At 63.9% G+C, this 25,919-nt stretch carries 23 protein-coding genes; 10 read left to right on the top strand and 13 right to left on the bottom strand.

Going from position 1 to position 25,919, the window contains the following annotated elements; genetic code table 11:
* Positions 1-198 precede the first annotated feature (198 nt).
* The 4 genes from A5892_RS00955 to glnA form a co-directional block, all read right to left on the bottom strand.
* A complete protein-coding gene (locus A5892_RS00955; protein WP_150123442.1) occupies positions 199-1,203 on the bottom strand; it encodes an SMP-30/gluconolactonase/LRE family protein in 1,005 nt (334 codons plus the stop codon).
* Positions 1,204-1,337: 134 nt separating this feature from the next.
* Complete coding sequence (gene ntrC, locus A5892_RS00960) at positions 1,338-2,750, bottom strand: nitrogen regulation protein NR(I) (RefSeq protein ID WP_027348969.1); 1,413 nt, start codon at positions 2,748-2,750, stop codon at positions 1,338-1,340.
* A 101-nt stretch (positions 2,751-2,851) separates the two neighbouring features.
* Positions 2,852-3,958: a nitrogen regulation protein NR(II) gene (glnL, locus tag A5892_RS00965; RefSeq protein ID WP_082890204.1), complete on the bottom strand. Its 1,107-nt coding sequence runs from the start codon at positions 3,956-3,958 to the stop codon at positions 2,852-2,854.
* Between the two features lie 405 nt (positions 3,959-4,363).
* Positions 4,364-5,773, bottom strand: a complete 1,410-nt coding sequence (gene glnA, locus A5892_RS00970; RefSeq protein WP_064121198.1) for a glutamate--ammonia ligase — start codon at positions 5,771-5,773, stop codon at positions 4,364-4,366.
* An 800-nt stretch (positions 5,774-6,573) separates the two neighbouring features.
* On the opposite strand from glnA, the gene typA reads away from it, so the two are divergent.
* The 3 genes from typA to A5892_RS00985 all read left to right on the top strand — a co-directional run bounded on the left by typA (position 6,574) and on the right by A5892_RS00985 (position 10,453).
* Positions 6,574-8,406, top strand: coding sequence for a translational GTPase TypA (typA, locus tag A5892_RS00975; RefSeq protein ID WP_064121199.1), 1,833 nt, complete (start codon positions 6,574-6,576; stop codon positions 8,404-8,406).
* Positions 8,407-8,728: 322 nt separating this feature from the next.
* Positions 8,729-9,523: an undecaprenyl-diphosphate phosphatase gene (locus A5892_RS00980; protein ID WP_064121200.1), complete on the top strand. Its 795-nt coding sequence runs from the start codon at positions 8,729-8,731 to the stop codon at positions 9,521-9,523.
* Between the two features lie 96 nt (positions 9,524-9,619).
* Positions 9,620-10,453, top strand: a complete 834-nt coding sequence (locus tag A5892_RS00985; RefSeq protein WP_064121201.1) for an undecaprenyl-diphosphate phosphatase — start codon at positions 9,620-9,622, stop codon at positions 10,451-10,453.
* Between the two features lie 40 nt (positions 10,454-10,493).
* On the opposite strand, the gene A5892_RS00990 is transcribed toward A5892_RS00985, so the two are convergent.
* Genes A5892_RS00990 through A5892_RS01010 form a run of 5 tightly spaced genes read right to left on the bottom strand, consistent with a single transcriptional unit; the run spans position 10,494 to position 16,107 of the window.
* Positions 10,494-11,915 (bottom strand): NAD(P)H-dependent oxidoreductase, encoded by a 1,422-nt coding sequence (locus tag A5892_RS00990; protein WP_064121202.1) that lies wholly within the window; start codon positions 11,913-11,915, stop codon positions 10,494-10,496.
* On the bottom strand, positions 11,912-13,471 hold the full coding sequence (locus A5892_RS00995; protein WP_064121203.1) for a tripartite tricarboxylate transporter permease: 1,560 nt from the start codon (positions 13,469-13,471) through the stop codon (positions 11,912-11,914). The genes A5892_RS00990 and A5892_RS00995 overlap by 4 nt, the downstream gene beginning before the upstream one ends.
* A gap of 36 nt (positions 13,472-13,507) precedes the next feature.
* Positions 13,508-13,999 (bottom strand): tripartite tricarboxylate transporter TctB family protein, encoded by a 492-nt coding sequence (locus tag A5892_RS01000; RefSeq protein ID WP_064121204.1) that lies wholly within the window; start codon positions 13,997-13,999, stop codon positions 13,508-13,510.
* 29 nt (positions 14,000-14,028) lie between these two features.
* Complete coding sequence (locus A5892_RS01005; RefSeq protein ID WP_064121205.1) at positions 14,029-15,012, bottom strand: Bug family tripartite tricarboxylate transporter substrate binding protein; 984 nt, start codon at positions 15,010-15,012, stop codon at positions 14,029-14,031.
* A 45-nt stretch (positions 15,013-15,057) separates the two neighbouring features.
* Complete coding sequence (locus A5892_RS01010) at positions 15,058-16,107, bottom strand: 4-hydroxythreonine-4-phosphate dehydrogenase PdxA (RefSeq protein WP_064121206.1); 1,050 nt, start codon at positions 16,105-16,107, stop codon at positions 15,058-15,060.
* A 295-nt stretch (positions 16,108-16,402) separates the two neighbouring features.
* Here A5892_RS01010 and A5892_RS01015 point away from each other — a divergent pair, with 295 nt between their 5' ends.
* The 3 genes from A5892_RS01015 (at position 16,403) to ligB (ending at position 19,591) form a co-directional block, all read left to right on the top strand.
* On the top strand, positions 16,403-17,068 hold the full coding sequence (locus A5892_RS01015) for a GntR family transcriptional regulator (RefSeq protein ID WP_064121207.1): 666 nt from the start codon (positions 16,403-16,405) through the stop codon (positions 17,066-17,068).
* A gap of 183 nt (positions 17,069-17,251) precedes the next feature.
* On the top strand, positions 17,252-17,854 hold the full coding sequence (gene wrbA, locus A5892_RS01020) for an NAD(P)H:quinone oxidoreductase (protein ID WP_064121208.1): 603 nt from the start codon (positions 17,252-17,254) through the stop codon (positions 17,852-17,854).
* A 75-nt stretch (positions 17,855-17,929) separates the two neighbouring features.
* Positions 17,930-19,591, top strand: coding sequence for an NAD-dependent DNA ligase LigB (gene ligB, locus A5892_RS01025; RefSeq protein ID WP_082890205.1), 1,662 nt, complete (start codon positions 17,930-17,932; stop codon positions 19,589-19,591).
* Between the two features lie 69 nt (positions 19,592-19,660).
* On the opposite strand, the gene A5892_RS01030 is transcribed toward ligB, so the two are convergent.
* From A5892_RS01030 to gloA, 4 genes are all read right to left on the bottom strand, one after another.
* Positions 19,661-20,293: a peroxiredoxin gene (locus A5892_RS01030; RefSeq protein WP_064121209.1), complete on the bottom strand. Its 633-nt coding sequence runs from the start codon at positions 20,291-20,293 to the stop codon at positions 19,661-19,663.
* Positions 20,294-20,637: 344 nt separating this feature from the next.
* A complete protein-coding gene (locus tag A5892_RS01035; RefSeq protein WP_150123443.1) occupies positions 20,638-20,859 on the bottom strand; it encodes a hypothetical protein in 222 nt (73 codons plus the stop codon).
* 340 nt (positions 20,860-21,199) lie between these two features.
* Positions 21,200-22,174, bottom strand: coding sequence for an aldose epimerase family protein (locus A5892_RS01040; RefSeq protein ID WP_064121211.1), 975 nt, complete (start codon positions 22,172-22,174; stop codon positions 21,200-21,202).
* Positions 22,175-22,281: 107 nt separating this feature from the next.
* Positions 22,282-22,815, bottom strand: coding sequence for a lactoylglutathione lyase (gene gloA, locus A5892_RS01045; RefSeq protein WP_064121212.1), 534 nt, complete (start codon positions 22,813-22,815; stop codon positions 22,282-22,284).
* A gap of 130 nt (positions 22,816-22,945) precedes the next feature.
* Here gloA and A5892_RS01050 point away from each other — a divergent pair, with 130 nt between their 5' ends.
* From A5892_RS01050 to A5892_RS01065, 4 genes are all read left to right on the top strand, one after another.
* The gene (locus tag A5892_RS01050; protein WP_027348982.1) at positions 22,946-23,431 is read left to right on the top strand and encodes a C40 family peptidase; all 486 of its coding nucleotides are present in this window, start codon (positions 22,946-22,948) and stop codon (positions 23,429-23,431) included.
* A 342-nt stretch (positions 23,432-23,773) separates the two neighbouring features.
* On the top strand, positions 23,774-24,784 hold the full coding sequence (locus A5892_RS01055) for an isocitrate dehydrogenase (protein ID WP_064121213.1): 1,011 nt from the start codon (positions 23,774-23,776) through the stop codon (positions 24,782-24,784).
* Positions 24,785-24,919: 135 nt separating this feature from the next.
* Positions 24,920-25,249, top strand: coding sequence for a DMT family transporter (locus tag A5892_RS01060; protein ID WP_027348984.1), 330 nt, complete (start codon positions 24,920-24,922; stop codon positions 25,247-25,249).
* A 46-nt stretch (positions 25,250-25,295) separates the two neighbouring features.
* Entirely contained in the window at positions 25,296-25,919 is a 624-nt protein-coding gene (locus A5892_RS01065) for an HAD family hydrolase (protein ID WP_064121214.1), read from the top strand.

Consider the following 25,919-nt stretch of genomic DNA (forward strand, 5'->3'; position numbering starts at 1 on the left):
TGGTCAGCTCCACACAAGGCTGAGTCTCACGTTCAGCAGGACAAAGAAAAAACGCCTGCCGGATTAACGGCAGGCGCAAGCAGGGATCATTCAAGGGAACGGGAAAGATTGCTCTTCCCACACTCTCTGACTGCACTTGTGCAGAGATGTTCCCGGATGGAGAAATTTATTCCTTCGCGCCACCGACGACGTGCCGCTTCAATCACCACCCGCCGCCGCCGTCTCGACATCTACGCGGTAGAGTCCGCTGGTGGCGGTCATATAGACCTTCCAGCCGTCCGCCTCTTTGGCGAAGGCCAGGTTGGCGGTGATCTCCGGCAGCTCGATGCGACCCAGGCGGCGTCCGTCCGGTGCGAAGACCTGCACGCCGGAGCCACTGCTCGACCAGACATTGCCGCGCTCATCGACCTTGATCCCATCGGGTACGCCTGGCGAAACCTCGGTGAAGACCCGCTCGTTGACCAAGCTGCCGTCATCGCCGAGGTCGTATGCGAAGATCCGCTGCAGCGGCTCCTCGCCGTCGGCCCCACTGCGGCGGGAATCGGCGATGTAGAGGATTCCCTCGTCGGGTGAGAAAGCCAGGCCGTTGGGCGTCTGCACCGCGGGGGTATCGAGGCGGGTCAGGCTCTTGTCCTCGGGGTCGAATCGATAGACGTATTCACCGCCTTGCACTGCGCGACCGCCATAGCCTTCGGTCGGGGAGTCGATGCCAAAGGTCGGATCGGTGAACCAGATCGCCCCTTGGCGATCGACTACCAGGTCATTGGGGCTATTGAGCTTCTGCTCGCCGTAGAGATCGACCAGCACGCGCCACTCGCCGTTCTCCTCCAGCCGTTCGATCGCCCGCTTACCATGGGAAGCGGCGAGGATCCGCCCCTGATGATCGAGCGCGTGACCGTTGTGGAACTGGGCCGGACGTAACCACCGCTCATCGACGCCTTCATCCTCGCGCCAGGAGAGCACTCGATTGTTTTCGATGTCGCTCCAGATCAGCCGCCCATCGGGCAACGCCAGAGGCCCCTCGCTCCAGCGGGCGTCGCTGTACAAGCGGACCAGTTCGGCATCCTCGGCCACCAACTCGTGGAAGGCTGGATCATCGGCGATGACTCTACCCTCTAATCTCTCCCCGGCGGCTTCGGCCACAACGGGCGAGAGACCTGCGACCATGGCGAGCGCATAGCGGTAAGCTGACGGATTACTCATCAGTGACTCCAGAGTGGGGCAATGCATTGAAAATGCTCGGAATACTAGCCTCCACAGTCAAGCATCCCGGTCATCCCCCACCCTAAACTGGAGCTTAGGCTCCGTCCGAGCGGTCGTCCATCTCAGAGCAAACCTCAATCGCCCTCCGCCAGCGCCGGCAGCAGCACCTTGAGCTTGCGGGTCAGCGTGTTACGCCCCCAGCCAAGCAGCTCGGCCGCTTCGCCCTTGCGTCCCCCGGTATGCTTGAGCGCGGTTTCGATCAGGATGCGTTCGAAATCCGGCACCGCCTCCTCGAGCAGATGAGTATGCCCGGCGGCGAGCGCGCGATCGGCCCAGCCCCGAAAAGCGCTGCGCCAATCGCCGGAGGGAATCTCGCCACCCTCGGCCTCGCGCAGCTCAGGAGGCAGGTCGTCGACCAGCACCTCTCGCCCGGAGGCCATCACGGTAAGCCAGCGGCAGGTGTTCTCGAGCTGGCGCACGTTGCCGGGCCAGGGGAGCCTGGAGAGGTGCTGCTCCGCCTCGAGCGTGAGGATCTTGGGCTCGGCGGAGAGCTCGCGCGCCGCCTCGGCGAGGAAATGATGGGTCAGCCGGGGAATGTCCTCGCGGCGCTCGGCCAGCCGTGGCAGATGGATGCGGATCACGTTGAGGCGATGAAACAAGTCTTCGCGAAAGCGCCCCTCTTCGACCAGCTTCTCGAGATTCTGGTGGGTGGCGGCGATGATCCGCACGTTGGCACGCACCGGCGTATGGCCGCCGACGCGATAGAACTCACCATCGGAGAGCACCCGCAGTAGCCGGGTCTGGGTGTCCGCGGGCATGTCACCGATCTCGTCGAGGAACAAGGTACCGCCATCGGCCTGCTCGAAGCGCCCGCGGCGCTGGGCAGTGGCACCGGTGAAGGCGCCCTTCTCGTGGCCGAAGAGCTCCGACTCCATCAGCTCCTTGGGGATAGCCGCCATGTTCAGCGCGATGAACGGCCCGCGCGCGCGCGGGCTGTGCTGGTGCAGCGCGCGCGCGACCCGCTCCTTGCCAGTCCCCGACTCGCCGTTGATCATCACCGTGATGTTCGAGTGCGAGAGGCGGCCGATCGCACGGAACACCTCCTGCATCGCCGGCGCTTCGCCGATGATCTCGGCGGTGATGCCCTGCGGCACTTCGGTCGGCGCGCTGCGCTCGCGCGCGTGGGCGACGGCGCGACGAACCAGGGAAAGGGCATCGTCGACATCGAACGGCTTGGGCAGGTATTCGAACGCGCCTCCCTGATAGGAAGCCACCGCGCTGTCGAGATCGGAATGAGCGGTCATCACGATCACCGCCAGGTCAGGTAGCGCCTCGCGCGCCTTGGCCATCAGATCGAGGCCATCGGTGCCCGGCATGCGAATGTCGGTCAGCAGCACGTCGGGGGGGCGGCGTATGATCGCTTCGAGCGCCGCATCGGCCCGCTCGAAGCTGTGCACGTCGAGATCGGGCTGCGCCAGGGTGCGTTCGAGCACCCAACGGATGGCACGGTCGTCATCGACGATATATACGCGCGCTACGTCACTCATGAGGGTTCCTCGTCAGCATTGGCTTATTGTCTGTGCCGCGACCGCGACGTGGCCGTCGTCGGGGGTTGGTTCGTTGTTCTTCACGTCGCTCATCGGGGTCCTCACTTGTACGGAAAGCCCGCGGCATCCGCTGCAGGCCCTGCCCGGCGCCCCTCCGCCACGCTCTCGGGATCGAGATCGAGCGGCACCAGCAGGCGAAACTCGGTATGCCCGGGGCGGCTGTCGCACTCGATCAGGCCTTGATGCTGATGGAGGATCGACTGGGCGATCGAAAGCCCGAGCCCCGTGCCCTCGGCGCGCCCGGAGATCATCGGGTAGAACAGCGACTCGCGCAGCGACTCTGGAATACCGGGGCCGTTATCGATGATGCCCACTTCACACACCAGCCGGTGGCGCTCGACGCCGAGGGTGAACTGCCGCCGCGCGCGCGTCTTGAGAATCAGCTGCGGCGACTCGGTGTTGCTCTCCTCCATCGCCTGGAGACCGTTACGGGCGACATTGAGTACCGCCTGGATCAGCTGCGACTCGTCACCGAGCACGTTGGGCAGGCTCGGGTCGTAGTCGCGCAGGATCTCTACATGGGAGGTCTCAGCGCGCAGCAGGGTGTCGACCCGTTCGAGCACCACATGGATGTTGACCGGCTCGTGATGCGGCAAGGTGTTCGGCCCCAGCATCCGGTCGACCAGATCGCGCAGCCGATCGGCCTCCTCGACGATCACCCGGGTGAACTCGGCGAGCGCTGGGTCGGGCAGGTCTCGCTCGAGCAGCTGGGCTGCGCCGCGAATGCCGCCAAGCGGGTTCTTGATCTCGTGCGCGAGCCCGCGGGTGAGCACCTTGACCATCTCCTGGCGGGCGATCAGCGCCTCCTCGCGAGAGATGCGCAGCAGCCGGTCGCGCGGCTCCAGCTCGATCAGCAGTTCATCCGCGGAAAGCGGGGTCGCGGTGTAGTCGACGGTGACCTGCTCGCCGGTGGCGACCAGCAGGGTCGCTTCACGCTGGGTATAAGGGTGCTGCTCGGCCATCGCCTTGAGCAGCATGGCACTGATCTGCCCTTCCTCACCGTCGAGGCACTCGAGACAGCTGTTCTCTACCCGCGCCAAGCTCAAGCCCATCATGGCCTCGGCCGCTGGATTCAACCAACGGACCCGGAGCTGGTCATCCAGCAGGACCACGGCGGTGGTCAAGTGCTCAAGCAGGCGCGGGTACATGCCTTGACTCATCCTGTCTTCCATAAAGGGAGCATTCACCTGGGTAGTGCAAGAAGCGCGCCACAGTTGCACCGCGCCCGTGACACGCGCCATTGGAGCGCATCTTCCGTTAATAGCACGCCGCGCAAGTGCACCATAACAGTGCACGCATAATCTACACCTGCCTACCACCTTTCGCCTCAGCCCGCTGCTCATCGGCACGCCCGGGGCATCGACACATTCCATGCGACCCAACCAGTCCACACCTTTGCCTGCACGCGAGAGGTGCACCAATTCAATCCGAGAGGAACAGGTGGAGATAAAAAACCCCGTCGCACGATGTCGACGGGGTTCGGTAACCATCCAATGCCATCCGCTACCCGAACTGGCGCTCGGCGCTCAGCTCAGGCAGCTGGCCAGCGGTGATCAGACGCTGTAGTAGAGCTCGTATTCCACCGGGCTCGGCACCATACGAACCGCATTGACTTCTTCCATCTTGAGTTCGATGTAAGCGTCGATCGTATCGTCGGTGAACACACCGCCAGCGGTCAGGAACTCGCGATCCTCCTGCAGCGCTTCCAACGCCTGCTCGAGGCTGGAAGCAACGGTCGGCACCAGCTTGCCTTCTTCCGGCGGCAGGTCATAGAGGTTCTTGTCCAGCGCGTCGCCAGGATGGATCTTGTTCTGGATGCCGTCGATGCCAGCCATCAGCAGCGCGGCGAAGGCCAGGTAGGGGTTGGCGGTCGGGTCGGGGAAACGAGCCTCGACGCGCTTGCCCTTCGGGCTCGAGGTGTAGGGAATACGCAGCGAAGCGGAACGGTTGCGCGCGCTGTAGGCGAGCATGACCGGCGCTTCGAAGCCCGGCACCAGGCGCTTATAGGAGTTGGTCGACGCGTTGGTGAAGGCGTTCAGCGCACGCGCGTGCTTGATCACACCGCCGATGTAATAGAGCGCGGTCTCGGACAAGCCTGCGTACTCGTCACCAGCGAACATGTTCTGCCCATCCTTCCAGAACGACTGGTGGACGTGCATGCCGGAGCCGTTGTCGCCGGCCATCGGCTTGGGCATGAAGGTCGCGGTCTTGCCATAGGCGTGAGCCACGTTGTGGATCACGTACTTCATGGTCTGAACTTCGTCGGCCTTCTTGACCAGGGTGTTGAACTTGACCCCGATCTCGTTCTGGCCAGCGTTGGCGACTTCATGGTGATGCACTTCGACTTCCTGGCCGACCGCTTCGAGCGTGGAGCACATGGCCGCGCGCAGGTCGTGGAAGGAGTCGACGGGAGGTACCGGGAAATAGCCGCCCTTGACCCGCGGACGGTGGCCGAGGTTGCCGCCTTCGAGCTTGGTAGAGTCGGTCGCCCAGGCGCCTTCCTCGGAGGTGATCTTGAAAAACGAGCCGTTCATTTCGTTTTTGAAATGGACTTCGTCGAAGATGAAGAACTCGGGCTCGGGACCGAAGAAGGCGGTATCGCCCAGGCCGGTGCTCTGCAGATAGGCTTCGGCACGCTTGGCGATGGAACGCGGGTCGCGTTCGTAGCCTTGCATGGTGGCCGGTTCGATGATGTCGCAGCGCAGCACGATGGTGGAGTCTTCGGTGAACGGATCCAGGTAGGCGGTTCCGTCTTCCGGCATAAGGATCATGTCGGACTCGTTGATGCCCTTCCAGCCGGAGATCGAGGAGCCGTCGAACATCTGACCGTTCTCGAAGAACTCTTCATCGACGCTGCGCGACGGGATGGTGACGTGCTGCTCCTTGCCCTTGGTATCGGTGAAGCGAAGGTCGACCCACTTGGCGTCGTGTTCTTCGATGAGGGCAAGTGTCTTTTCTGCCATGTTGGTCTCCAGTAGGCACAGGACTTGAAACGAAATCTTGATCGAGTACCGGGCGACCACGGGCGGGCGCCTCGGGGGAAATCACATGTCGCAGCGGGCTACATGCCCGTCGCGGCCGAACCCAGGTCGCGACGGGCGGCCTCCAGGTCGACAGAAGGCGCCTCGACGGCGCTCTGACTGTACCCTTTTGATGCATGGAGCGTGCCAGAATGATGCAGGTCTTCGAGCTCACCTCATAACCCCATGATTATTATGATTAATCATTCACTAAATAGGGTTTTTTGATACTCTCCGGGGCCAGTGGCGAGCACCTTCAACCCGTACCAGCATAGCCATCGCACCATTTTGGATCAAAAAAACCGCAAACAGCACCATGCCGGTGCTTTTGGCATCTTTCTCGCCATCGATTCCGCCTGCCCTTTAACGACCAAGCCACGGCATCCCCTTCCTTTATATGCTCGGAGAACTTGCCGACGGTGTCGGGCTGAGCGAAGTGCACCATGCGCACGCAACGGCTATCCTGTATCCCTTCCGGCGGGTACAATGCCGAGCCAGCCCCTTCCCCGCGCATCCGACGCTCCGTATATCCGCAGCAGCTCGGTGGGTGCGCTAGAACCTGTCTGAGATCATCGCGAGCCGAGGTCAGGCTTCGATCAATCCGGGGCGCACAGCCAACGAAGAATGGAATTCCCATCGGGATGAACGAGCGATTCATGGCTCGGCTTGCGTTCGATCTCCCCATGCATGACCCGGCATCGCGGATCACAGACAGGCTTTCAGCAGATTACGGACCATAATTAATGTCACAGCACGAACTCGATTCCCGGATCGCCCATATCCGGAACATCGCCATCATCGCCCACGTCGACCATGGCAAGACCACGCTGGTCGACAAGCTGCTCCAGCAGTCGGGCACTCTCGACCGCCGCACCGAGGGTCAGGAGCGGATCATGGACTCCAGCGACCAGGAAAAGGAACGCGGCATCACCATCCTGGCCAAGAACACCGCGATCCAGTGGCGCGACTATCACATCAACATCGTCGACACCCCTGGACACGCCGACTTCGGCGGCGAAGTAGAGCGGGTGATGTCGATGGTCGATTCGGTACTGCTGCTGGTCGACGCGGTCGACGGCCCGATGCCGCAGACTCGCTTCGTCACCCAGAAGGCCTTCGACCAGGGCCTCAAGCCCATCGTGGTGGTGAACAAGATCGATCGTCCCGGCGCGCGTCCCGACTGGGTCATCGACCAGATCTTCGATCTGTTCGACAACCTCGGCGCCACCGATGAACAGCTCGACTTCCCGATCATCTACTGCTCCGCGCTCAACGGCATCGCCGGCCTCGACCCGGAAGAGCTGGCCGACGACATGACGCCGATGTTCCAGGCGATCGTCGATATCGTCGAGCCACCCAAGGTCGAACTCGACGGCCCGTTCCAGATGCAGATCTCCGCGCTCGACTACTCGAGCTACGTCGGTGTCATCGGCGTCGGTCGGATCAAGCGCGGCTCGGTCAAGCCCAATCAGCAGGTCACCGTGATCGACGTCGACGGCTCTACCCGTCGCGGCAAGATCGGCCAGGTCATGACCCACCTCGGTCTCGATCGGGTGCAGACCCAGGAAGCCACCGCCGGCGATATCATCTGCATCACCGGGATCGACGAGCTCGGCATCTCCGACACCCTGTGCGACCCGGCCGCGGTCGAGGCATTGCCGCCGCTGTCCGTCGACCAGCCGACGGTGTCGATGACCTTCCAGGTCAACGATTCGCCGTTCGCCGGCCGCGACGGCAAGTTCGTCACCAGCCGCAACATCAAGGAACGGCTCGACCAGGAGCTGATCCACAACGTCGCACTGCGCGTCCAGCAGGGCGAGACGCCGGAGAAGTTCATCGTCTCCGGGCGTGGCGAACTGCACCTTTCGGTGCTGATCGAGACCATGCGTCGCGAAGGCTTCGAATTGTCGGTCGGCCGCCCCGAGGTAATCATCCGCGAGATCGACGGGGTCAAGCAGGAACCGTACGAAGAGGTGATCATCGACTGCGAAGAGCAGCACCAGGGCTCGATCATGGAAGAGCTCGGCTATCGCAAGGGCGAGATGACCAACATGAACCCGGATGGCAAGGGCCGGGTGCGTCTGGACTTCATCATCCCCGCGCGTGGGCTGATCGGCTTCCGCGGCCAGTTCCTGACCATGACCTCGGGTACCGGCATCCTCACCAGCCGCTTCGATCACTACGGCCCGCTCAAGCCGGATGCCTCGATCGAGCGCCGCAACGGCGTCCTGGTATCGATGGTCACCGGCAAGGCGCTGGCCTATGCGCTCTATACCCTCCAGGAGCGCGGCAAGCTGATCATCGACCATGGCACCGAGGTCTACGAGGGGATGCTGATCGGCATCCACAACCGTGCCAACGACCTGGTGGTCAACCCGACCAAGGGCAAGAAGCTCGACAACATGCGCGCCTCGGGCAACGACGAGAACATCGTCCTCACCCCGCCGGTACGCTTCTCGCTCGAACAGGCGATCGAGTTCCTCGACAGCGACGAGCTGGTCGAAGTGACGCCCAACCACATCCGCCTGCGCAAGAAACACCTCACCGAAAACGAGCGCAAGCGCGCCTCGAAGTGAGTCTCCGGACCGCCCGCCTTTGGCGGGCGGTTCTGGTATGAGGGCAGAGCATTTCTTCGCTTGATGCCGCGCCTGGCGAGCATGTCGCCAACCGCGCGATCGACGCCTGATTCTCGACGCTCCCGCGGGACGCACTCTGCGCGACACCATTCCTGATTGCTAGCTCCGCGTCCAAAACCTCCCCACCGCAATCGCCGTATTCCGTCGAAACACGTACAAAGGGCCAGGCAGTGTCGTGACTTTGGTCTCATCACTGTCATGAAAACGTCACAATCCCCCGACAGGATGGGGCGACCCAGGCACTCGACTGCGAGATATCGGCATGGAATGGACACACCTGATTGTTCTGGCCCTGATCCAAGGGCTCACTGAGTTCCTTCCCGTCTCATCGTCGGCCCACCTGATACTTCCCTCCCAACTGCTTGGCTGGCCCGATCAAGGACTCGCCTTCGATGTGGCCGTCCACGTCGGCACACTCGCCGCTGTGGTGCTCTACTTTCGCACCCAGCTGCGCGAGGTGGCGGTGGGCTGGACCCGCCAGTTGACCGGCCACGGCTCGAGCCCCGAAAGCCGCCTCGGCTGGTCGGTGATCGCCGCCACGTTACCGATACTGGTGGTCGGTGGACTGCTCGCCAACTGGATCGAGCTGACCATGCGCTCGATGACCGTAATCGCCCTGACCACGATCATCTTCGGACTGCTATTGTGGTGGGCCGACCGACTCGGCAAGCGCTCCCGCGAAATGCCCCAGATCGATATACGCGTCGCGCTGTTGATCGGCCTTGCCCAGGTCATCGCTCTGGTGCCCGGTACTTCCCGCTCGGGGATAACCCTCACCGCAGGCCTGCTGCTCGGCTTCACCCGCCAGGCCTCGGCGCGTTTCTCGTTTTTGCTTTCGATCCCGCTGATCGCCGCCGCCGGCGTATTCAAGGGTGTCGAGCTTTGGCAAACCGGCGGTGTGGACGGCTGGCGCGACCCGCTGCTCGGCGCAATGATCTCCTTCGTCACCGCGCTGGTCTGCATCAAAGCGTTTCTCGCCCTGCTCGACCGTATAGGCATGCTGCCCTTCGTGATCTATCGACTGGTGCTCGGTGGCGCCCTGCTGCTGGTGCTGTAGCTCCTTCGCCTGCGCGGCACGAAGCTCGCAACCGCATTTTCTTCCCCCAGGATCTTCTCCACTGGCCCGGTGGAGTACGCAAGGAGTTGAACATTCATGACCTTTGGAGACGCCGGTGATGCGCTGATACTAGGCATCGTCGAGGGCTTGACCGAGTTCCTGCCGATCTCGAGCACCGGCCACCAGATCATCGTCGCCGACCTGCTCAACTTCTCGGGCGACAAGGCGGTCGCCTTCAATGTGATCATCCAGCTCGGCGCGATTCTCGCCGTAGTGTGGGAGTACCGCGCCAAGATTGCCGGCATTGCGATCAGCCTGCCCACCAACATCGAGTCGCGCCGCTTCGTGCGCAATGTGCTGATCGCCTTCTTCCCGGCGGTACTGCTCGGCTTGGCCTTCGCCGACGTGATTCAGCACTATCTGTTCAACCCGATCACCGTCGCTGCCGCCCTGGTGATCGGCGGCATCCTGATCCTATGGGCAGAGAAGCGTAAGCACCTCGTGCGAGCTGAATCGATCGAGCAGATTCGCTGGCACGATGCACTCAAGGTCGGCTGCTGTCAGTGCCTGGCGCTGATTCCCGGCACCTCGCGCTCCGGCTCGACGATCATCGGCGGGCTGTTCTTCGGCCTCTCGCGCAAGGCCGCGACCGAGTTCTCGTTCTTCCTCGCCATCCCGACGATGATCGGCGCCACCACCTACATGTTCATCAAGCACGGCAGCACCCTGATCGATGGCAATCTCGGCATGCTCGCGATCGGCTTCGTCACCGCTTTCATCTTCGCCATGATCGCGGTGCGCGCGCTGCTGCGCTTCATCGGCCACCACAGCTACGCCGCCTTCGCTTGGTACCGCATCGCCTTCGGTTTGCTGATCCTCGCGACTTGGCAGTTCGGCTGGATCGACTGGGCCCACGTCACCGAGCTATAGCGAGAAATCCGCCTATGCGCCGTGGAGGCATAGACGGCTCCTACGCATAGCGGGTATCAGCGCAGGCCAGGAAGCGGGCGTCCTGCTGGTGGCGCAGCCGCCAGAGCATCGATGTTTCGTCGAGCTCCACATCGCCCCCGCGAATCGGCTCGCCGGCCGCCACCGCACGCCGCAGCCGACCGGTCGCGGCGAGATAGAACGGCAACGGCGCCTCTTCGGCCAGTGCAGCGGCCGGCACCAGTGCCGGTCGCAGATGATCGATGGTGTGGTGATGCCCATGCGCGGTGAGCGCAGTGCCAGCGGGCAGGTCGCGCTCGGCGATACCGACCAGATCGAAGCGCGGCTTCGGTACCCGGGCACCGCTGGAGACGCCGTTGAGCACCGCCTCGAACAGGCTAGTGGCGACTTCGAGCCCGAGCAGATGGCGCGGCAGCAGGATCGTCGCGGCGTTGCCGTCGCGAGCGACCAGATGCCCTTTGGCCGCGAGCATCCGCCAGCTCTCGCGGTCATGGCAGCGGACGTTGACGAAGACACCGCCGGCCGGGCTGAATTCGTCCACCCGGCGCAAGCAGTTGAATACGTCGATCCGCCCTTCACCAGCGAGCAGGCCTCCCAGTTCGCGACGCTCGAAGATATCGGCGACCTCACCGAGCCGTGCGATCGGGCAGTGCAGCGAAGGCTGGTCGGGCACCAGCGCGCTGTGGTTGGCGACCAGCCCCAGTTCGCAGAGATCCGGCACCGCGCGCTGCGGCAGCGCTGCGGCCAGCTGAGCGCGCGCCGCCAACCATTCCGCCAGCGGCTGCCCACCGCGCTGCCAAAGCGTATCGAGGCCGCTTGCGTCTATCCGCCGCCCGTCACACTCGAGCGTCCGGGCGCAGGGGTCGTAGATGAAGTCGTACTCGCTGGCCTTGCCCGCACTGATCACTTCCAACCCGACTCGCTCAGCCCAGCTGATCAGGCCCAGCAGCAAACTCGGCTGGTCGCCATCGACCGGCGTCACGATACAGCCGCGCTCTCGCGCCATCTCGGCGAGCATCGGGCCGACCACGCTGTCGACCTCCTTCGAGGCCAGGGCCAGGTGACGACCGGCCTCTATCGCCAGAACCGCATGGCGGGCGCCGGCCTCGGGCTGCCCGGTCGCCTCGACGACCATATCGAAGGGCAGCGACAGCGCCATCGCCAGCGAGTCGGTGACCACGCAGTGGCCCGCGTCCCAGGCACGGCGCGCCTCGGTGGGCTCACGGCAAACGTGGATCTGGTCGAGGGGCCGTCCAGCGGCCCGCAGCGCGGCGACGGCGGTATCAAGATCGAGATCGACGGCGACCCGGGCATCGAGCCCCGGCACCCTCGGCGCATGCACCAAAAGGCTGCGTCCGAAGCCGCCGCTACCGACCACGCAGGCCTCGACCACCCGCTCACCTCGGCTCGAATCGCCATGATCGAAGTAATGCTCCAGGTTCATCGTGGGGTCTCCGCGCCCTGCCGGGGCCGCTCCTGCGACGCCTCAGGCTTCATCGCGCTGCGGCGTCGGAAGGCGCGCAGCCCGATCATTTTCGACACCAACGGCCAAGCCAGCATGAACACCCCCAGACCCATGATCGTCGAGACCAGCGGATTGGACCAGAACACCGCAACGCTACCGTCGGAGAACACCATCGACTGGCGGAACGCTTCCTCGGCGCGATCGCCCAGCACCATCGCCAGCACCAGCGGCGCGACCGGGTAGTCGAGCTTCTTGAACAGGTAGCCGAGCAGAGCGAAGAGCAGCACCAGCAAGATATCGAAGGTGGAGTTGGCGACCTGGTACACTCCGGTGAAGATCACCGCGATGATCAGGGGCCCGATGATCGCGAACGGCACCCGCAGGATCGAGGCGTAGAGCGGTACGGTGGCAAGCACCAGCACCACTGCGACCAGGTTGCCCAGGTACATGCTGGCGATCAGCCCCCAAACGAAATCCGGCCGTTCGACGAACAGCATAGGCCCCGGGGTGAGCCCCCAGATCATCAGCCCGCCCATCATTACCGCCGCGGTGGCCGAGCCAGGTACCCCGAGCGCGAGCATCGGCAGCAGTGCTGAAGTACCCGCCGAGTGATCGGCCGCCTCGGGGGAGACGATCCCATTCGGCTCGCCCTTGCCGAAGCGCTCCGGATGCTTGGAGAAGCGCTTGGCGATGCCATGGCTCATGAACGAGGCCGCGGTCGGGCCGGCCGGAGTGATGCCCATCCAGATCCCGATCAGGATGCTGCGTACCAAAGCCACTGCGTAGCGCGGCATCTCAGCGGCGGTGCGCAGCACATCCATCGGCTTGATTCGCGCCTTTATCCCCTTGAAATGCAGCCCTTCCTCAGTGGTGACCATCAGCTCGGCGATGCCGAACAGGCCCATCACCGCGACCAGGAAGCTGATCCCCTTGACCAGGTCGGGAATTCCGAAGGTCAGCCGCAGCCCGCCCGATACCGCATCCATGCCGACAGTGGCGAATACCAAGCCGAGCGCCAGCGAGACCAGGGTCTTCGAGGGCGCGCTCGAACTCATGCCGATGAAACTGGCGAAGGCGAGGAAGTAGACCGCGAAGTACTCAGGCGAGGAGAAGCGCAGGCCGAACTCCGCGACCCAGCTGGAGAGCAGCGTGATCATCACCACCCCGGCCAGCGCACCCAGCCCGGCGGAGATGAAGGCCAGGGTCAACGCCCGGGTGGCCTGGCCGTCACGCGCCATCGGGTAACCATCGAAGGTGGTCGCCACCGAAGAGGGCTCGCCAGGGATGTTGAACAGAATCGACGTCGTCGACCCACCGAACAGTGCTCCCCAGTACATGCAGCTGAGCAGGATGATCGCCGAGATGGGATCCATGGTGAAGGTCAGCGGTAGCAGCAGCGAGACACCGTTGGGGGCGCCCAGGCCCGGCAGCACCCCGACCAGCACGCCCAGCAGCACGCCGATCACCATGATCGTAATGTGGTACCAGCTGAGGACGGTGGCGAAACCATCCATCAGATGCATCAGGTTGTCCATGACGTACGCCCTCCAAGTGGCGCGGTGCGAAGCGGATCAGTAGATGCCCAGCCACGCCTCCAGCGGCCCTTTGAGCAGCGGGACCTGGAAGCCGATTTCGAAGATCAGGTAGAAGCAGGCACTGACCGCGACGCCGGTCGACGCCGCCACCCACCAGCGATAGCTCCCCTGCAAGCGCATCGCGAAGAGCATGTAGAGGAAAGTACCGACGTAGAGACCGAGCACTACCGAGACCGCCGCATAGCCGACCAGCGGCAAGGTGAAACGAGCGACCGAGCGCGCCCGAGCGCCATCGAGGAAGACCTCATCGAGATGGCGTTTCCAGATCAATGCGCGCCCCAGGTTGACCAGGCTGCCAAGAACGATCAGCACACCGATGTAGAAGGGAAAGTAGCCTGATGAGGGGCCGCTCGGCTCCCAGCCGACCCCCGCCTGCCAAGCACCGATGCAGACAGTCACCCCAATCGCGCCAGTGAGCAGCGCGGTCGTGATCTCCATGCTGTGCCGGGACACGTGCTTGTCAGCCATAGTGACCTCCAAGGTTGGATGGGCAGCGGTCACTCGACCAGCCAGCCCTCGGTGGCGAAGACGTCAGTGATCACTCGCGTGTTCTCGTCGATGTAGCTGCGCAACTCGTCACCGCTGAGGAAGGTGTCGGACTGCACGCTATTGGTCACGTACGCTTTCCACTCAGGGGTTTCGGCGACCTTTTGCAGCAGATCGCGGTAGAACTCGACCACCTCCTGGTCGACTCCGGCGGCGAGCCAAACGGTGCGCGGCATGCGGTATTCGGTGATCGGTATGCCTTGGGAGGCGCAGGTCGGCACGTCGCCCCATCCCTTGCCGTCGTAGACCGGCTCTCCCGCGGGCAGCGGCTCGGGAGAGAACACGCAAAGCGGCTTGACCATCCCCGCCTTCCACTGGCCAAGGTTCTCCGAGGGGTTGTTGACATTGGCGTCGACGTGCCCGCCGGAAAGCTGCACCAGCGCCTGGCTGCCGCCATTGAACGGCACATAGCGGAATTCGGTATCGGTCGCCGCCTGGAGCATGCTGACCAGGGTCTGGTCGGTGTCCTTGGACTGACTGCCGGAAAAGCGCATTTTGCCCGGCTCGGCCTTGGCGTCGGCAATGAAGGCGCCGGCGTCCTCCCACTCGGCCTTGCCGTTGACCCAGATCATGAACTCGTCGAACGCCATCGCCGCCACCGGCTGCAGGTCTTCCGCCGCGTAGGGCATTCGATTGACCTTGGGTAGCAGGTACTCGTTGTTGGTGCCGAAGGTCAGCTTGTAGGGATCGTTCTGGTAGCCGGCGGCGTAGACGAAGCCTTCGGCACCGCTGCCGCCTCCTTTGTTGGAGACGATGATCGAGGCGTCCATCAGATCGTGCTTGCTGATGATCGCCTGCACGGTTCGCGCGAAGTTGTCGGTGCCGCCGCCGGCCCCCGAGGTCACCACGAATTCGACCGGACGATTCGGCTCCCAGGCCAGAGACTGGGCGGATACCGCCAGCGTGGCGCAGAGCAGTGAAAGTGGCTTGATCATGATCGTGACTCTTTGACGTGGAGTTCGAGAAAGACCATCGATGGTTCAGGCCGTCGCGGTACGCCGCTGGGCGATCTGCCGGGCCATCCGCGCGGCGAGCAGGATCGCCTCGCGGCTGGCACCGATATCGGCACGACCTTGGCCCGCGATGTCGTAGGCGGTGCCGTGGGCAGGGGTGCAGATCGGAAAAGGCAGGCCGCCGAGCATGGTCACGCCGCTATCGAAGCCGAGCATTTTCATCGCGATCTGGCCTTGGTCGTGGTACATGGTCAGCACCGCGTGGTAGCCCTCCTTCAGCGCACGCAGGAAAACGGTGTCGGCGGGGAACGGGCCCTCGACGTCCCAGCCGCGCGCCTTGGCTTCGAGCACTGCGGGCTCGATCACATCGATCTCCTCCATGCCGAAGCTGCCGCCATCGCCCGCGTGGGGATTGAGTCCGGCAACGGCGATACGCGGCGCGGCATGGCCGGCGTCGATCAGGCAGGCATGGGTGAGTGCCAGTTCATCGAGGATCAGCGGGATGTCTATCGCAGCGGAAACCTCGGCGAGCGGGATGTGCGAGGTGACCCGGGCGTTCCAGACCTTGTCGAGGATGTTGAATTCACGCGCGCGGCCCGAGAAGCCGATCGCCCCGGCGACGAAGCGGATTTCATCGTCGTAGCCCGGATTGGCATAGCGCATCGCTTTTTTGTTGAACGGGGTGAAACACACCGCATCGACCAGCCCTCGATGGGCCAGATCCAGCGCCTGGCGGAAATTGGCGGAGGCGAACTCACCGCCTTCGAGGCTCGCGACTCCGCGCTCCACCTGCGAGGGGTCAAGGTTCCCCAGGTCGATGAAGCGCACCGCCTCACTGCTCGGCGCTTCCGCCTCGGCCAGGGAGACCGTGCGCATGGCAGGCTTGAGCTGTGCGACTTCGGCCCCCTGATCGAATATCCGGCGGTCGCCGATGACGATCAGCTTGGCATGCTCCAGCACGATGGGGTCACTGGCGATACGCGCGGTGAGCTCGGGGCTTATCCCGCAGGGATCCCCCATCGCCAGCGCGATGACAGGACGATCCGCTGTCTCCTTTCCAATCACGTGATCGTTCATTTTCTGATCTCATCTCCGGTGGACGCGGGGGTCGCGTGGGATGAGATTGCGCCGGAAAATAAAACGTATACATTATACAAAGGTATTTTTTCTGGGCTGACAGCATCGCACTTAGGTCTTACGACTTACGCCAAACCCTCTATCCAGCGTACGACGCAGTGTCGACGAATGGTTAGAATCAGCGATGCCGTTGCGCTCGATGGCCAACCGAAGAGCGCGCCCCATGACCCCACGACGCGCGTGCAGCGGCGTGGCAGGCTGGACCAGCCGATTCATTCACTACCGGACAAAGCCTATGACCCAGATCGGTTCCATCTCTCGCAATACGCTGCACGACGCCATCACCGAGCGGATTCGCGACATGATCATCGAGGGTGAACTGGTGCCGGGCGAGCGCATCTACGAAGGCCCTCTGTGCGAACAGCTCGGGGTCTCCCGCACGCCGCTTCGAGAAGCCCTGCGCTTTCTCGCCAGCGAAGGACTGGTCGAGCTGACGCCCAACCGTGGAGCCTCGGTGCGCCGCTTCAGCGCCCAGGACATCGAGGACATGCTGGTAGTGATCCGCGCGATGGAGGAACTCGCCGGCAAAATAGCCTGCGAAAAGGCCAGCGATGCCGAGATCGCCGAGGTTCGCGCGCTCCATGAGGAGATGCTCGGGTACTATCGAAGCCAGGACCGCTTGGCTTACTACAAGGCCAACCAGTCGATCCACAGCTCGATCGTGCGGCTTTCGCACAATGCCACGCTGGTGCACGCCCACGCCGGGCTGCAGTCACGGCTCAAGCGCATCCGCTTCATCGGCCACAGCGGTGCGGACAAATGGGCAGCCGCGGTGGGCGAACACGAGCGGATGATCACCGCCCTGGAAGCGCGCGACGCGGATGGCTTGATCGAGGCGCTTGGCGGCCACCTGACCAACGCTTGGCTACGGGTACAGGACAAGATTCAGGACGAGGCGTGAGGTATCGGCGGCCTGGCCTGAACCACCACCGGCCGGCGAGGCCAACGGCTCGTCCCGCCCCGGTCGAACGAGCGCAGATCGAAAAAAACGAATACAGCGTAGGAATCTAAACACTTCTCTTCGCGCTGCGACGAGCTACCCTTGTTGCGTCGCATACCCACTCGCTCGTCAGGAGAGAACACGATGACCAAATTGCTGGTGCTCTACTATTCGATGTACGGCCACATCGAGACCATGGCCAATGCCGTTGCGGAAGGCGCAAGCAAGGTCGAGGGCGTCGAGGTCACGATCAAGCGCGTGCCGGAAACGATGCCGGCGGAAGCATTCGCCAATGCCGGCGGCAAGACCGACCAGCAAGCACCGCTGGCGACCCCCGCCGAGCTTGCGGACTACGATGCGATCATCATCGGCACACCAACCCGCTTCGGCAACATGGCCGGGCAGATGCGCACTTTCCTCGACCAGACCGGTGGGCTGTGGGCCAGCGGCGCACTGCGCGGCAAGATCGCCAGCGTATTCGCCTCCACCGGCACCGGCGGCGGCCAGGAGCAGACCATCACCTCGACCTGGACCACCCTCGCTCACCACGGCATGGTGATCGTGCCGATCGGCTACGGCATTCCCGAAATGTTCGACATCTCCCAGGTGCGCGGCGGTACGCCCTATGGCGTCACCACCTTCGCCGGCGGTGACGGTTCCCGCCAGCCAAGCGCAGAGGAGCTGACGATCGCCCGCCACCAGGGCGAGTACGTCGCCGGCATCGCCGCGAAGCTCACCCGCGCCTGAAACAAGCCTCCCTAGGCTAAAACGCTCCTCCCATCGGCCGATCGGTAAGAAGACCGGCCGGATGGGAGGAGCGTTGTGCCGTTAGCGTATTGGTTCGTTTGCCTGATCCTGGGGCTAGCCGCCCCAAGCGTTGATGCCGCCGTCCCACACCGCGACGCCTGCGCGGCGCTCTCCGCCCTGGCGCAGCAGGTCCGCGGTTGGGATCGCGCCTATTATCTCGAAGGTCGGCGCGAGGTAGAGGACAGCGTCTACGACCAAGCACGCCGACACCTCGAACGCTGCGGGATGGCTCCCGCCACGCCGCGCTACGTCAATACCGAGCGTGTCGCCCATCCCGTGGTGCAAACCGGCCTTCACAAGCTGCACGGCCGGCAGGAGGTCGCCGAGTGGATGCGCGTACGCCAAGCGCTCTGGATCCAGCCCAAGGTCGACGGTGTCGCGGTCACGCTGGTCTACGAGCATGGCGTCCTGGCCCGCGCGATCAGCCGCGGCGATGGCCTCCATGGCCTCGACTGGAGCGCACGAGCCAAGCAGCTGCCAGCGGTCCCTCGCCGGCTCGAAGCCCCGGCGCCACCTCGGGTGGTCCTCCATGGCGAGCTCTATGCGCACCGCGACATGCACGTCCAGGCCGCCGATGGCGCCGCTAACGCCCGCCACCGCGTCATCGCGCTGATGCGCCAGCGCCATCTGAGCGAAGCGCAGCGGGAGGAGATCGGGCTATTCATCTGGGACTACGCCGATGGCCCGGCGACGCAGGAAGCCCGGCTGGAGGCGCTGTCGCGCTGGGGGTTCGACGACACCATCGCCCATACCCATCCGGTCGCGACCCTCGATGAAGCGGCGCGCTGGCGCGAACACTGGTATCGCACGGCGCTGCCGTTCGCCACCGACGGCATAGTGCTCAGGCAGTCGCATCGGCCACCGGCGAGCGCTTGGCATGCAAACCCTCCCCACTGGGCGGTGGCCTGGAAGCATCCATCTCCGGCCGCGCTGGCCGAGGTGCGAGAAGTGGCCTTCACCGTGGGTAGGACAGGGCGGATCACCCCAGTGCTGGAGCTCGAGCCGGTAGAGCTCGACGACAAGCGGGTGGCGCGCGTCTCGCTGGGCTCGCTGCGCCGCTGGCAAGCGCTCGAGGTGGTCCCGGGAGACCAGATTCGTATCGCGCTCGCAGGCAGCACCATCCCGCGCTTCACCGAGGTGGTCAGTCGCACGGCGCACCGCAACGTGCCGCTACCACCGCTGGCGCAGGCGCATGGCCTCACCACCTGCATGGAAGCCAGCGCCACCACCAGCGCCGCCTGCACCGATCAGTTCATCGCTCGCCTGCGCTGGCTCTCGGGCCGGTCGGGTCTGGATCTCGCCGGCATCGACCAAGGCGCTTGGCGGGCACTGCTGGCCGAGCGCGAGTCGATGGATCTGCTCGACTGGCTGGATGGGCAGGCGATGGATCTCGACGCGCCGCTCTGGCGGGCCTCACGCCAGGCAGCCCAAGGGCGTACCGCCAGCGATTGGCTGATCGCCCTGGGGCTGCCGCTCTCACGCCCGCTGCTGCAAAGCGCACGGGAAGCACTCAGCATCGACGGCACCGCAAGCCTCCTGGCGCTCACTCCATCCGAGTGGCGGCAGGTGCCCGGCATAGGCCCGACGCGGGCGCATCAGCTCGAGACGTTCCTCGGCATGGAGACGACCCAGCGGCTGCTGCAGCGCCTCGAACGGCGCGGCCTGCTGCGCTGGTGAGCGCGACGACGAAAGACGCCCGCGCTCCTTGCGGGGCGCGGGCGTCCTTGATCACCTGCCGGTCGAGGCTTACTTCTTCAGATCGACCAGGCGCAGGTAGGGTTTCTTCTCATCCCAACCCTGCGGGAAGAGTTTCTCGGCATCTTCGTTGCTGAGCGAGGGGACGATGATCACCTTGTCGCCTTCCTTCCAGTTCACCGGCGTCGCGACTTTCTCTTTGTCGGTCAGCTGGAGACTGTCGAGGGCACGAAGAATTTCCTGGAAGTTGCGCCCGGCGCTCGCCGGATAGGTGAGGATCAGCCTCACCTTCTTGTTCGGATCGATGATGAACACCGAACGCACGGTGAGGGTATCGTTCGCATTCGGGTGAATCATGTCGTAAAGCGAAGCGACTTTACGGTCGCCATCGGCAAGCAGCGGGAAGTTGAGACCATGGCCCTGGGTCTCTTCGATATCTCCCTTCCAGCGCTCGTGCTCCTCGAGGCTGTCCACCGACAGGCCGATCGCCTTGGTGTTGCGCTTGTCGAATTCGGGCTTCAGCCGTGAGACCTCGCCCAGCTCGGTGGTGCACACCGGGGTGAAGTCCTTCGGGTGAGAAAACAGGATCGCCCAGCTATCGCCGAGCCACTGGTGGAAGCTGATATCGCCGGCGGTGCTCCGCTGGGTGAAATCTGGGGCGGTATCGCCGAGACGCAATGTCATTATCTTCGCTCCTAACGTCGATGATTGCTTGGCTGGTCGATCGCGGCTCGCGGCGCGGTCGATGAAATCGCTTGGCCCCTGGGGTATCCGGACTGCTCAGGGTCGCCCCGGGTACGAGGCCATATGTTGCGACTTTGTCATTGCGCTGCAAAACAACGAGTTCGCCTAAGGTAATGCTCACCAGCATAGACCATACGATCGAACGATCGGCGAAAACCCCGTCGCACCGCATTCGTCGGGCGCTGGCTGCGGCAAACCCGCACCATCGCGCTCGGCGAGCGGCTGGACGACGAAGCTCAAGGGGAGTGTGATACTAAGACTATATAAAGGAGAGAGCGCGCCACTCAGCAGTAGCGAACGACGGCACGCTTGCTGTCGGGCACCACTACGGTGTCGCCCTTGTGCAGCAGCAGCTGAGCATCATTCTCTGCGCCATCGGCGTCTACACCGATCACCTCGGCAATGGAGTTCTTGTCGCCATCGCGGTCGAGCACGCGCAGGCGAACGTTGGCGCCGTGGTAGCGCGCAGTGATGATACAGCCAGTCTTCGGCTGCTTGCGGCTCATGCGGCGCGGCTCGTTATACCCGGTCACGCTGTCTTTGAATGGAATGTCCCATTCGATCTTACGTGCATCCATCTTACTCAGCCCTCGCTGAACGTCTGGTCACGGTGGTCGTTCTGATCGTTCGATGCGGGATTCACGCCCCGGTCATCGGCCTGTCAAATTTGGATTGCGAAGATACTCCTACGAATCGAAGGGTTCTACGATTCAATCCAGCCTCATACCGAATCGGCATGACCTAATCACCAGCGGCATCACTGACCATCAACTAACCGAATATTACGAAAGTCGCCAGCTTTCGAAGCGATCGATTCGCTCCGCGTTTCGCAACTTTTGCCGAACATTACGCCAACGCCTCCAGGCTCAGCCGCGCCCCGAAGCTGCGACGCGCCCCGGGTGCAAGACGCAACGCCGCGGCGAACTCGTCGCGATTGAAGGAATCGGGAGGAAACTCGGTCGGCTCGATCGCGATCGACTGGCGCCGACGTGGACCCAGGGAGTCCCCGGTATAGAGCTGCACCGCGCCGCTCGGCTGGGCGAGGACCACGGCAAGCCCGCAGTCCGGGGCCTCGAGGCGGGTACGCAGCCAGCCGTCGGCATCAGGTTCGAGATCGTAGAAGCAGTCATCGAGCGCCCGGCCGGCCAGCGCTAGCTCCGTTTCGTCGCAAACCGCATAGGCCTCGTCACCCGGCAGCGGGATCCTACGCGCATCGCAAATCACCCGTCGACAGGCGGGCAGGCGCACCCGGCAGGCGTCGAGATCGCCCCCAGGAGGCAGCAGGTAAGGATGCCAACCGCAGCCGAAGGGCGCATCCAACCGCCCTAGGTTGCGCGCTTCGAAACTCCAGGAAAGCCCCTTGCGATCGACCGAAAACGAGGTCAAGCAAATGATTTCGAAGGGATATCCACTGAGCGTACGAGGCGTAATCCGGGTTTCGAATACCAATTCAGCATGATCCGGCTCGAGCACCGCGTCGCGCAGCCGCCAATCGAGCCCGCGCACCACCCCGTGCATCGCATGGCCCTCGCCCTCGACCACCGGCAAGCGCAGGAGATCTCCATCGAAGCGATAGCGGCCATCGTTGATGCGATTGCTGAACGGTGCCATCAGCGCACTGCGCGCCGCATCGAGGGTGGCCAGTTCGCTACCCTCACGGTAGCCGTCGATCAGTTCGACCAGTCTCCCGTCGGGTGCGCGAGCGTTGGCGCAGAGCAGCGTCGCCCCACGCAGCGCGACGCGCATGCGGCATGCTCCCTCTTCGACCACCTCGACGACCGGCCACTGCTGCAATTGATCATGGCGCAGTTCGAATCCCATGCTTCGCTCCTGAATGGGGCGGCGCCGGACATGCCCGGCGCCGCATATCGGTAGCTGTGTCGATAACAAAGAGCATAGCCACGATCCCCCGGAAGGCGAGCATCGTCTCAGCCGCCAAGCTCTGCACTGAGCGAAGGCTGGACGATCTCGATCAAGTAGCCGTCGGGGTCCTTGATGAAGGCGACGTCCTTCATCTTGCCCTGTTCCGGGCGTTTGGTGAACTCGACCCCTTGCTCATCGAACCAGGCCACCGCAGCGGTAAGATCCGGCACCGCGATGCAGATATGGCCGTAGCCCTGCGGTTCGCTGTTGCCGTTGTGGTAACCGAACTCGGGATCCTCCTCGGTGCCCCAGTTGTGGGTCAGCTCGAGCAGCCCGCGGCGCGAGAAGGTCCAAACGCTGCGCTCCCCGGCATCCTCGGGCGCGATCTCATCATCGTCGAGATGATCGAGAAAATAGAGCGTGAAGCGCATCTCAGGAAAATCGAGCTTACGCAGCAGCCGCATACCGAGTATCCCGGTGTAGAAGGCGAGCGCCCGCTCAGGATCCTTGATCCGCACCATCGAGTGATTGAGCGTGAACCCGCGGGTCCGCGAGGGGACGTGTTCGACCACGCCCGGGGCCTGTTCGGTGAAGCTCATTCGATATCTTCCTCTGGTTCGATCGATCCGTGGCGGGGAGATGGCGACGCTGGCCGAGCGAATCAAGGCTCGACGCTCTCGACCGCTGCAACGATACTGGTGCGCGACCGCCAAAGGCCTGGAGCCCCCCATGCGTCGATCGCCTCTTCCGCTTTGCTTGATCGTGCTGCTCGCCCTGCTCGCTGGCTGTGCCGGACGCCCACCGCTCGAGACCAGCGACCGTGGACTGGACAGCGCGGATGGAATCAGCATCGAACGTGCGCTGATCATCGCCACCGCCAAGAGCAACCTGGGGGTACCCTATCGCTGGGGCGGCAACGACCCCGCCCAAGGGCTCGACTGCAGCGGGCTGAGCGAACTCAGCTACCGCGCCGCCGGCTTCTCGCTGCCGCGGATCACCAACGATCAGTTCCAGGCGATCCCCAAGACCGCTGTGGCCCGCCCCGGCGATCTTCTGTTCTTCGGTGCCGGCTCCCGCGCCACCCATGTCGGCATCTACCTCGGCAACCAGCAGATGATCCACGCCCCCGGCAGCGGCCGCAGGGTCGAGCTGGCCAATCTTTCGGTGCGCTACTGGCAGGACAACTACCTCGGCGCAGGCTCGCTCGCGCCCTGAACCTAGCCGCCCCTCATCGACCAGCCTGCGATCGTGAATCGCGACGGCCAGAAAACTCACTCGCCCTGCGCACGCTCGATGAGCGGCTCCTGCCACGCCAGTGTCGACATAAAAGATTGAAAAAGTAGGAAACTTACCCGATCGAGACGCTATAAAGCGCGCCAGATAGATTTTCGGCAGGGAATAATACCCAAAGTCGACGCGAACGACTCCCATCCGCGCGCATGATTGTCTACAATAGCGCCGCATCTCTCATTCGATCGGCCAGCCCGTTCGGGCTGGCCTGGAGGTCGGGGCGCTCGCCGCCGACGCTCGCTCAGCCACGTCAGACAGGAATCCGCAATGACCCAGACGATCGCAGTGATTCGCGGCGACGGTATCGGCCCCGAAATCATGGACGCCACCCTGCAGGTACTCGACAGCCTCGACGTCGGCCTCGACTACGAGTTCGTCGAAGCCGGTACCGGCGCACTCGAGTCGCAGGGCGAACTGCTGCCCCAGGCAACGCTCGAGTCGATCAGGAAGCACAAGGTGGCGCTGAAGAGCCCGCTGATGACGCCCGTGGGCGGCGGTTTCTCCTCGATCAACGTCCAGCTGCGGCGGATTTTCGATCTCTACGCCAACGTGCGTCCGGCGATCAGCTTCCCCAACACCAAGTCGCGCTACAGCAACATCGACATGATCACCGTGCGCGAGAACACCGAGGGTGCCTATCGCTCCGAGGGCCAGACCCTCTCGGAGGATGGCGAGATCGCCAAGTCTGAGATCCAGGTCACCCGCAAGGGCTCCGAGCGGATCGCCCGCTACGCCTATGAGCTGGCGAAGAGCACCGGGCGCAAGAAAGTGACCATCGTGCACAAGGCGAACATCATCAAGACCGCCTCTGGGCTGTTCCTCGAGACTGCGCGCAGGGTCGCCGAGGAGTATCCGGAGATCGAGACCCAGGAGATGATCGTCGACAACGCCTGCATGCAGCTGGTGATGCGCCCCGAGCAGTTCGACGTGGTGGTCACCACCAACCTGTTCGGCGACATCATGTCGGATCTCTGCGCGGGTCTGGTCGGCGGCCTCGGCCTCGCCCCGGGCGCCAACATCGGCGAAGAGGCCGCGATCTTCGAAGCGGTCCACGGCTCGGCGCCGGATATCGCGGGCAAAGGCCTGGCCAACCCCTGCGCGCTGCTGCTCGCCGCCGCACAGATGCTCGACCACCTCGGCAAGCAGGACAAAGCCGAGCGGCTGCGCGCGGCGATCATCGCCACCCTCGAAGCCAAGGACAGCCTCACCCCCGATCTCGGCGGCAGCGGCACCACCTCGAGCTTCGCCGCTGCGATCGCCAAGCGCGTCGCCGCTTGATCCACCCCATCGCATGATCGAAGACGGGCGGGGAATAGTACTCCCCGCCCGTCTTGCCCCCGCACGGGACGTATCGCTTAGCCCTTCGATCTGAGCGACACTCAAAAGACCACTCTTTTCGGACCCGTGCTCGAGATGACCTATCTTTACCTGCTCATCGCGGTAACCCTCGAGGTGATCGCGACATCCGCGCTACAAGCCTCGCAGCAGTTCACTCGCCCCGTGCCGGTGGCACTGATGGTGGCCGGCTATGCCGGCGCGTTCTACTTCCTCTCGCTGACCCTGCGTGTCCTGCCAGTGGGCATCGCCTACGCATTGTGGAGCGGCATCGGGATCGTGCTGATCAGCCTGGTCGGTGTGTTCTGGTTCCGTCAGACCCTCGATGCGCCTGCGATGATCGGCCTCGGCCTGATCATCGCAGGGGTCGCGGTGGTCAATCTGTTTTCCCGTACGATCAGCCACTGATTCAGCTCGGAAGTTCGACACCGGACGTTCAAGACAGGAGCCCAAGATGACCCTCGCTTCGCGCCGCCACTGGGTATTCGACATGGATGGCACCCTTACCCTCGCGGTCCACGACTTTCCGGCGATCCGTCGCGCACTGGATATCCCTGAGAATGCCGATATCCTCGGCCACCTCGCCTCGCTGCCCGAGCAAGAGTCACGCGCCAAGCACGCTTGGCTGCTCGAGCATGAGCGTGAGCTCGCTGGCATCTCGCGTCCCGCGCCAGGTGCGGTGGCACTGGTGCGACAGCTGCGGGACCAGGGTTGCGAGCTCGGTATTCTCACCCGCAACGCACGCGAACTGGCCTGGGTCACCCTGCGGGCGATCGGCCTCGACGACTGCTTCACTCCCGCCGAAGTGCTCGGGCGCGACGAAGCGAAGCCGAAACCCGACCCCGATGGCCTCTACAGGCTCGCCGCGCTCTGGAGTGCAGCGCCTGAACGGCTGGTGATGGTCGGCGACGGCGTCCACGATCTCGACGCCGGTCGCCGCGCGGGGGCCTACACCGTATTGGTCAACCGCGCCGAAGGGCACGATCCGCGCAGCACCCCACCCTGGCCTGAGCTGGTCGACCTGGAAGTGCGCGACTGCGCGGCGCTGGCCGCAGCGCTTCGCCACTCATCGGGCTGA

It is taken from the genome of Halotalea alkalilenta, from assembly GCF_001648175.1.
GTDB classification, from domain to species: Bacteria; Pseudomonadota; Gammaproteobacteria; order Pseudomonadales; family Halomonadaceae; genus Halotalea; species Halotalea alkalilenta_A.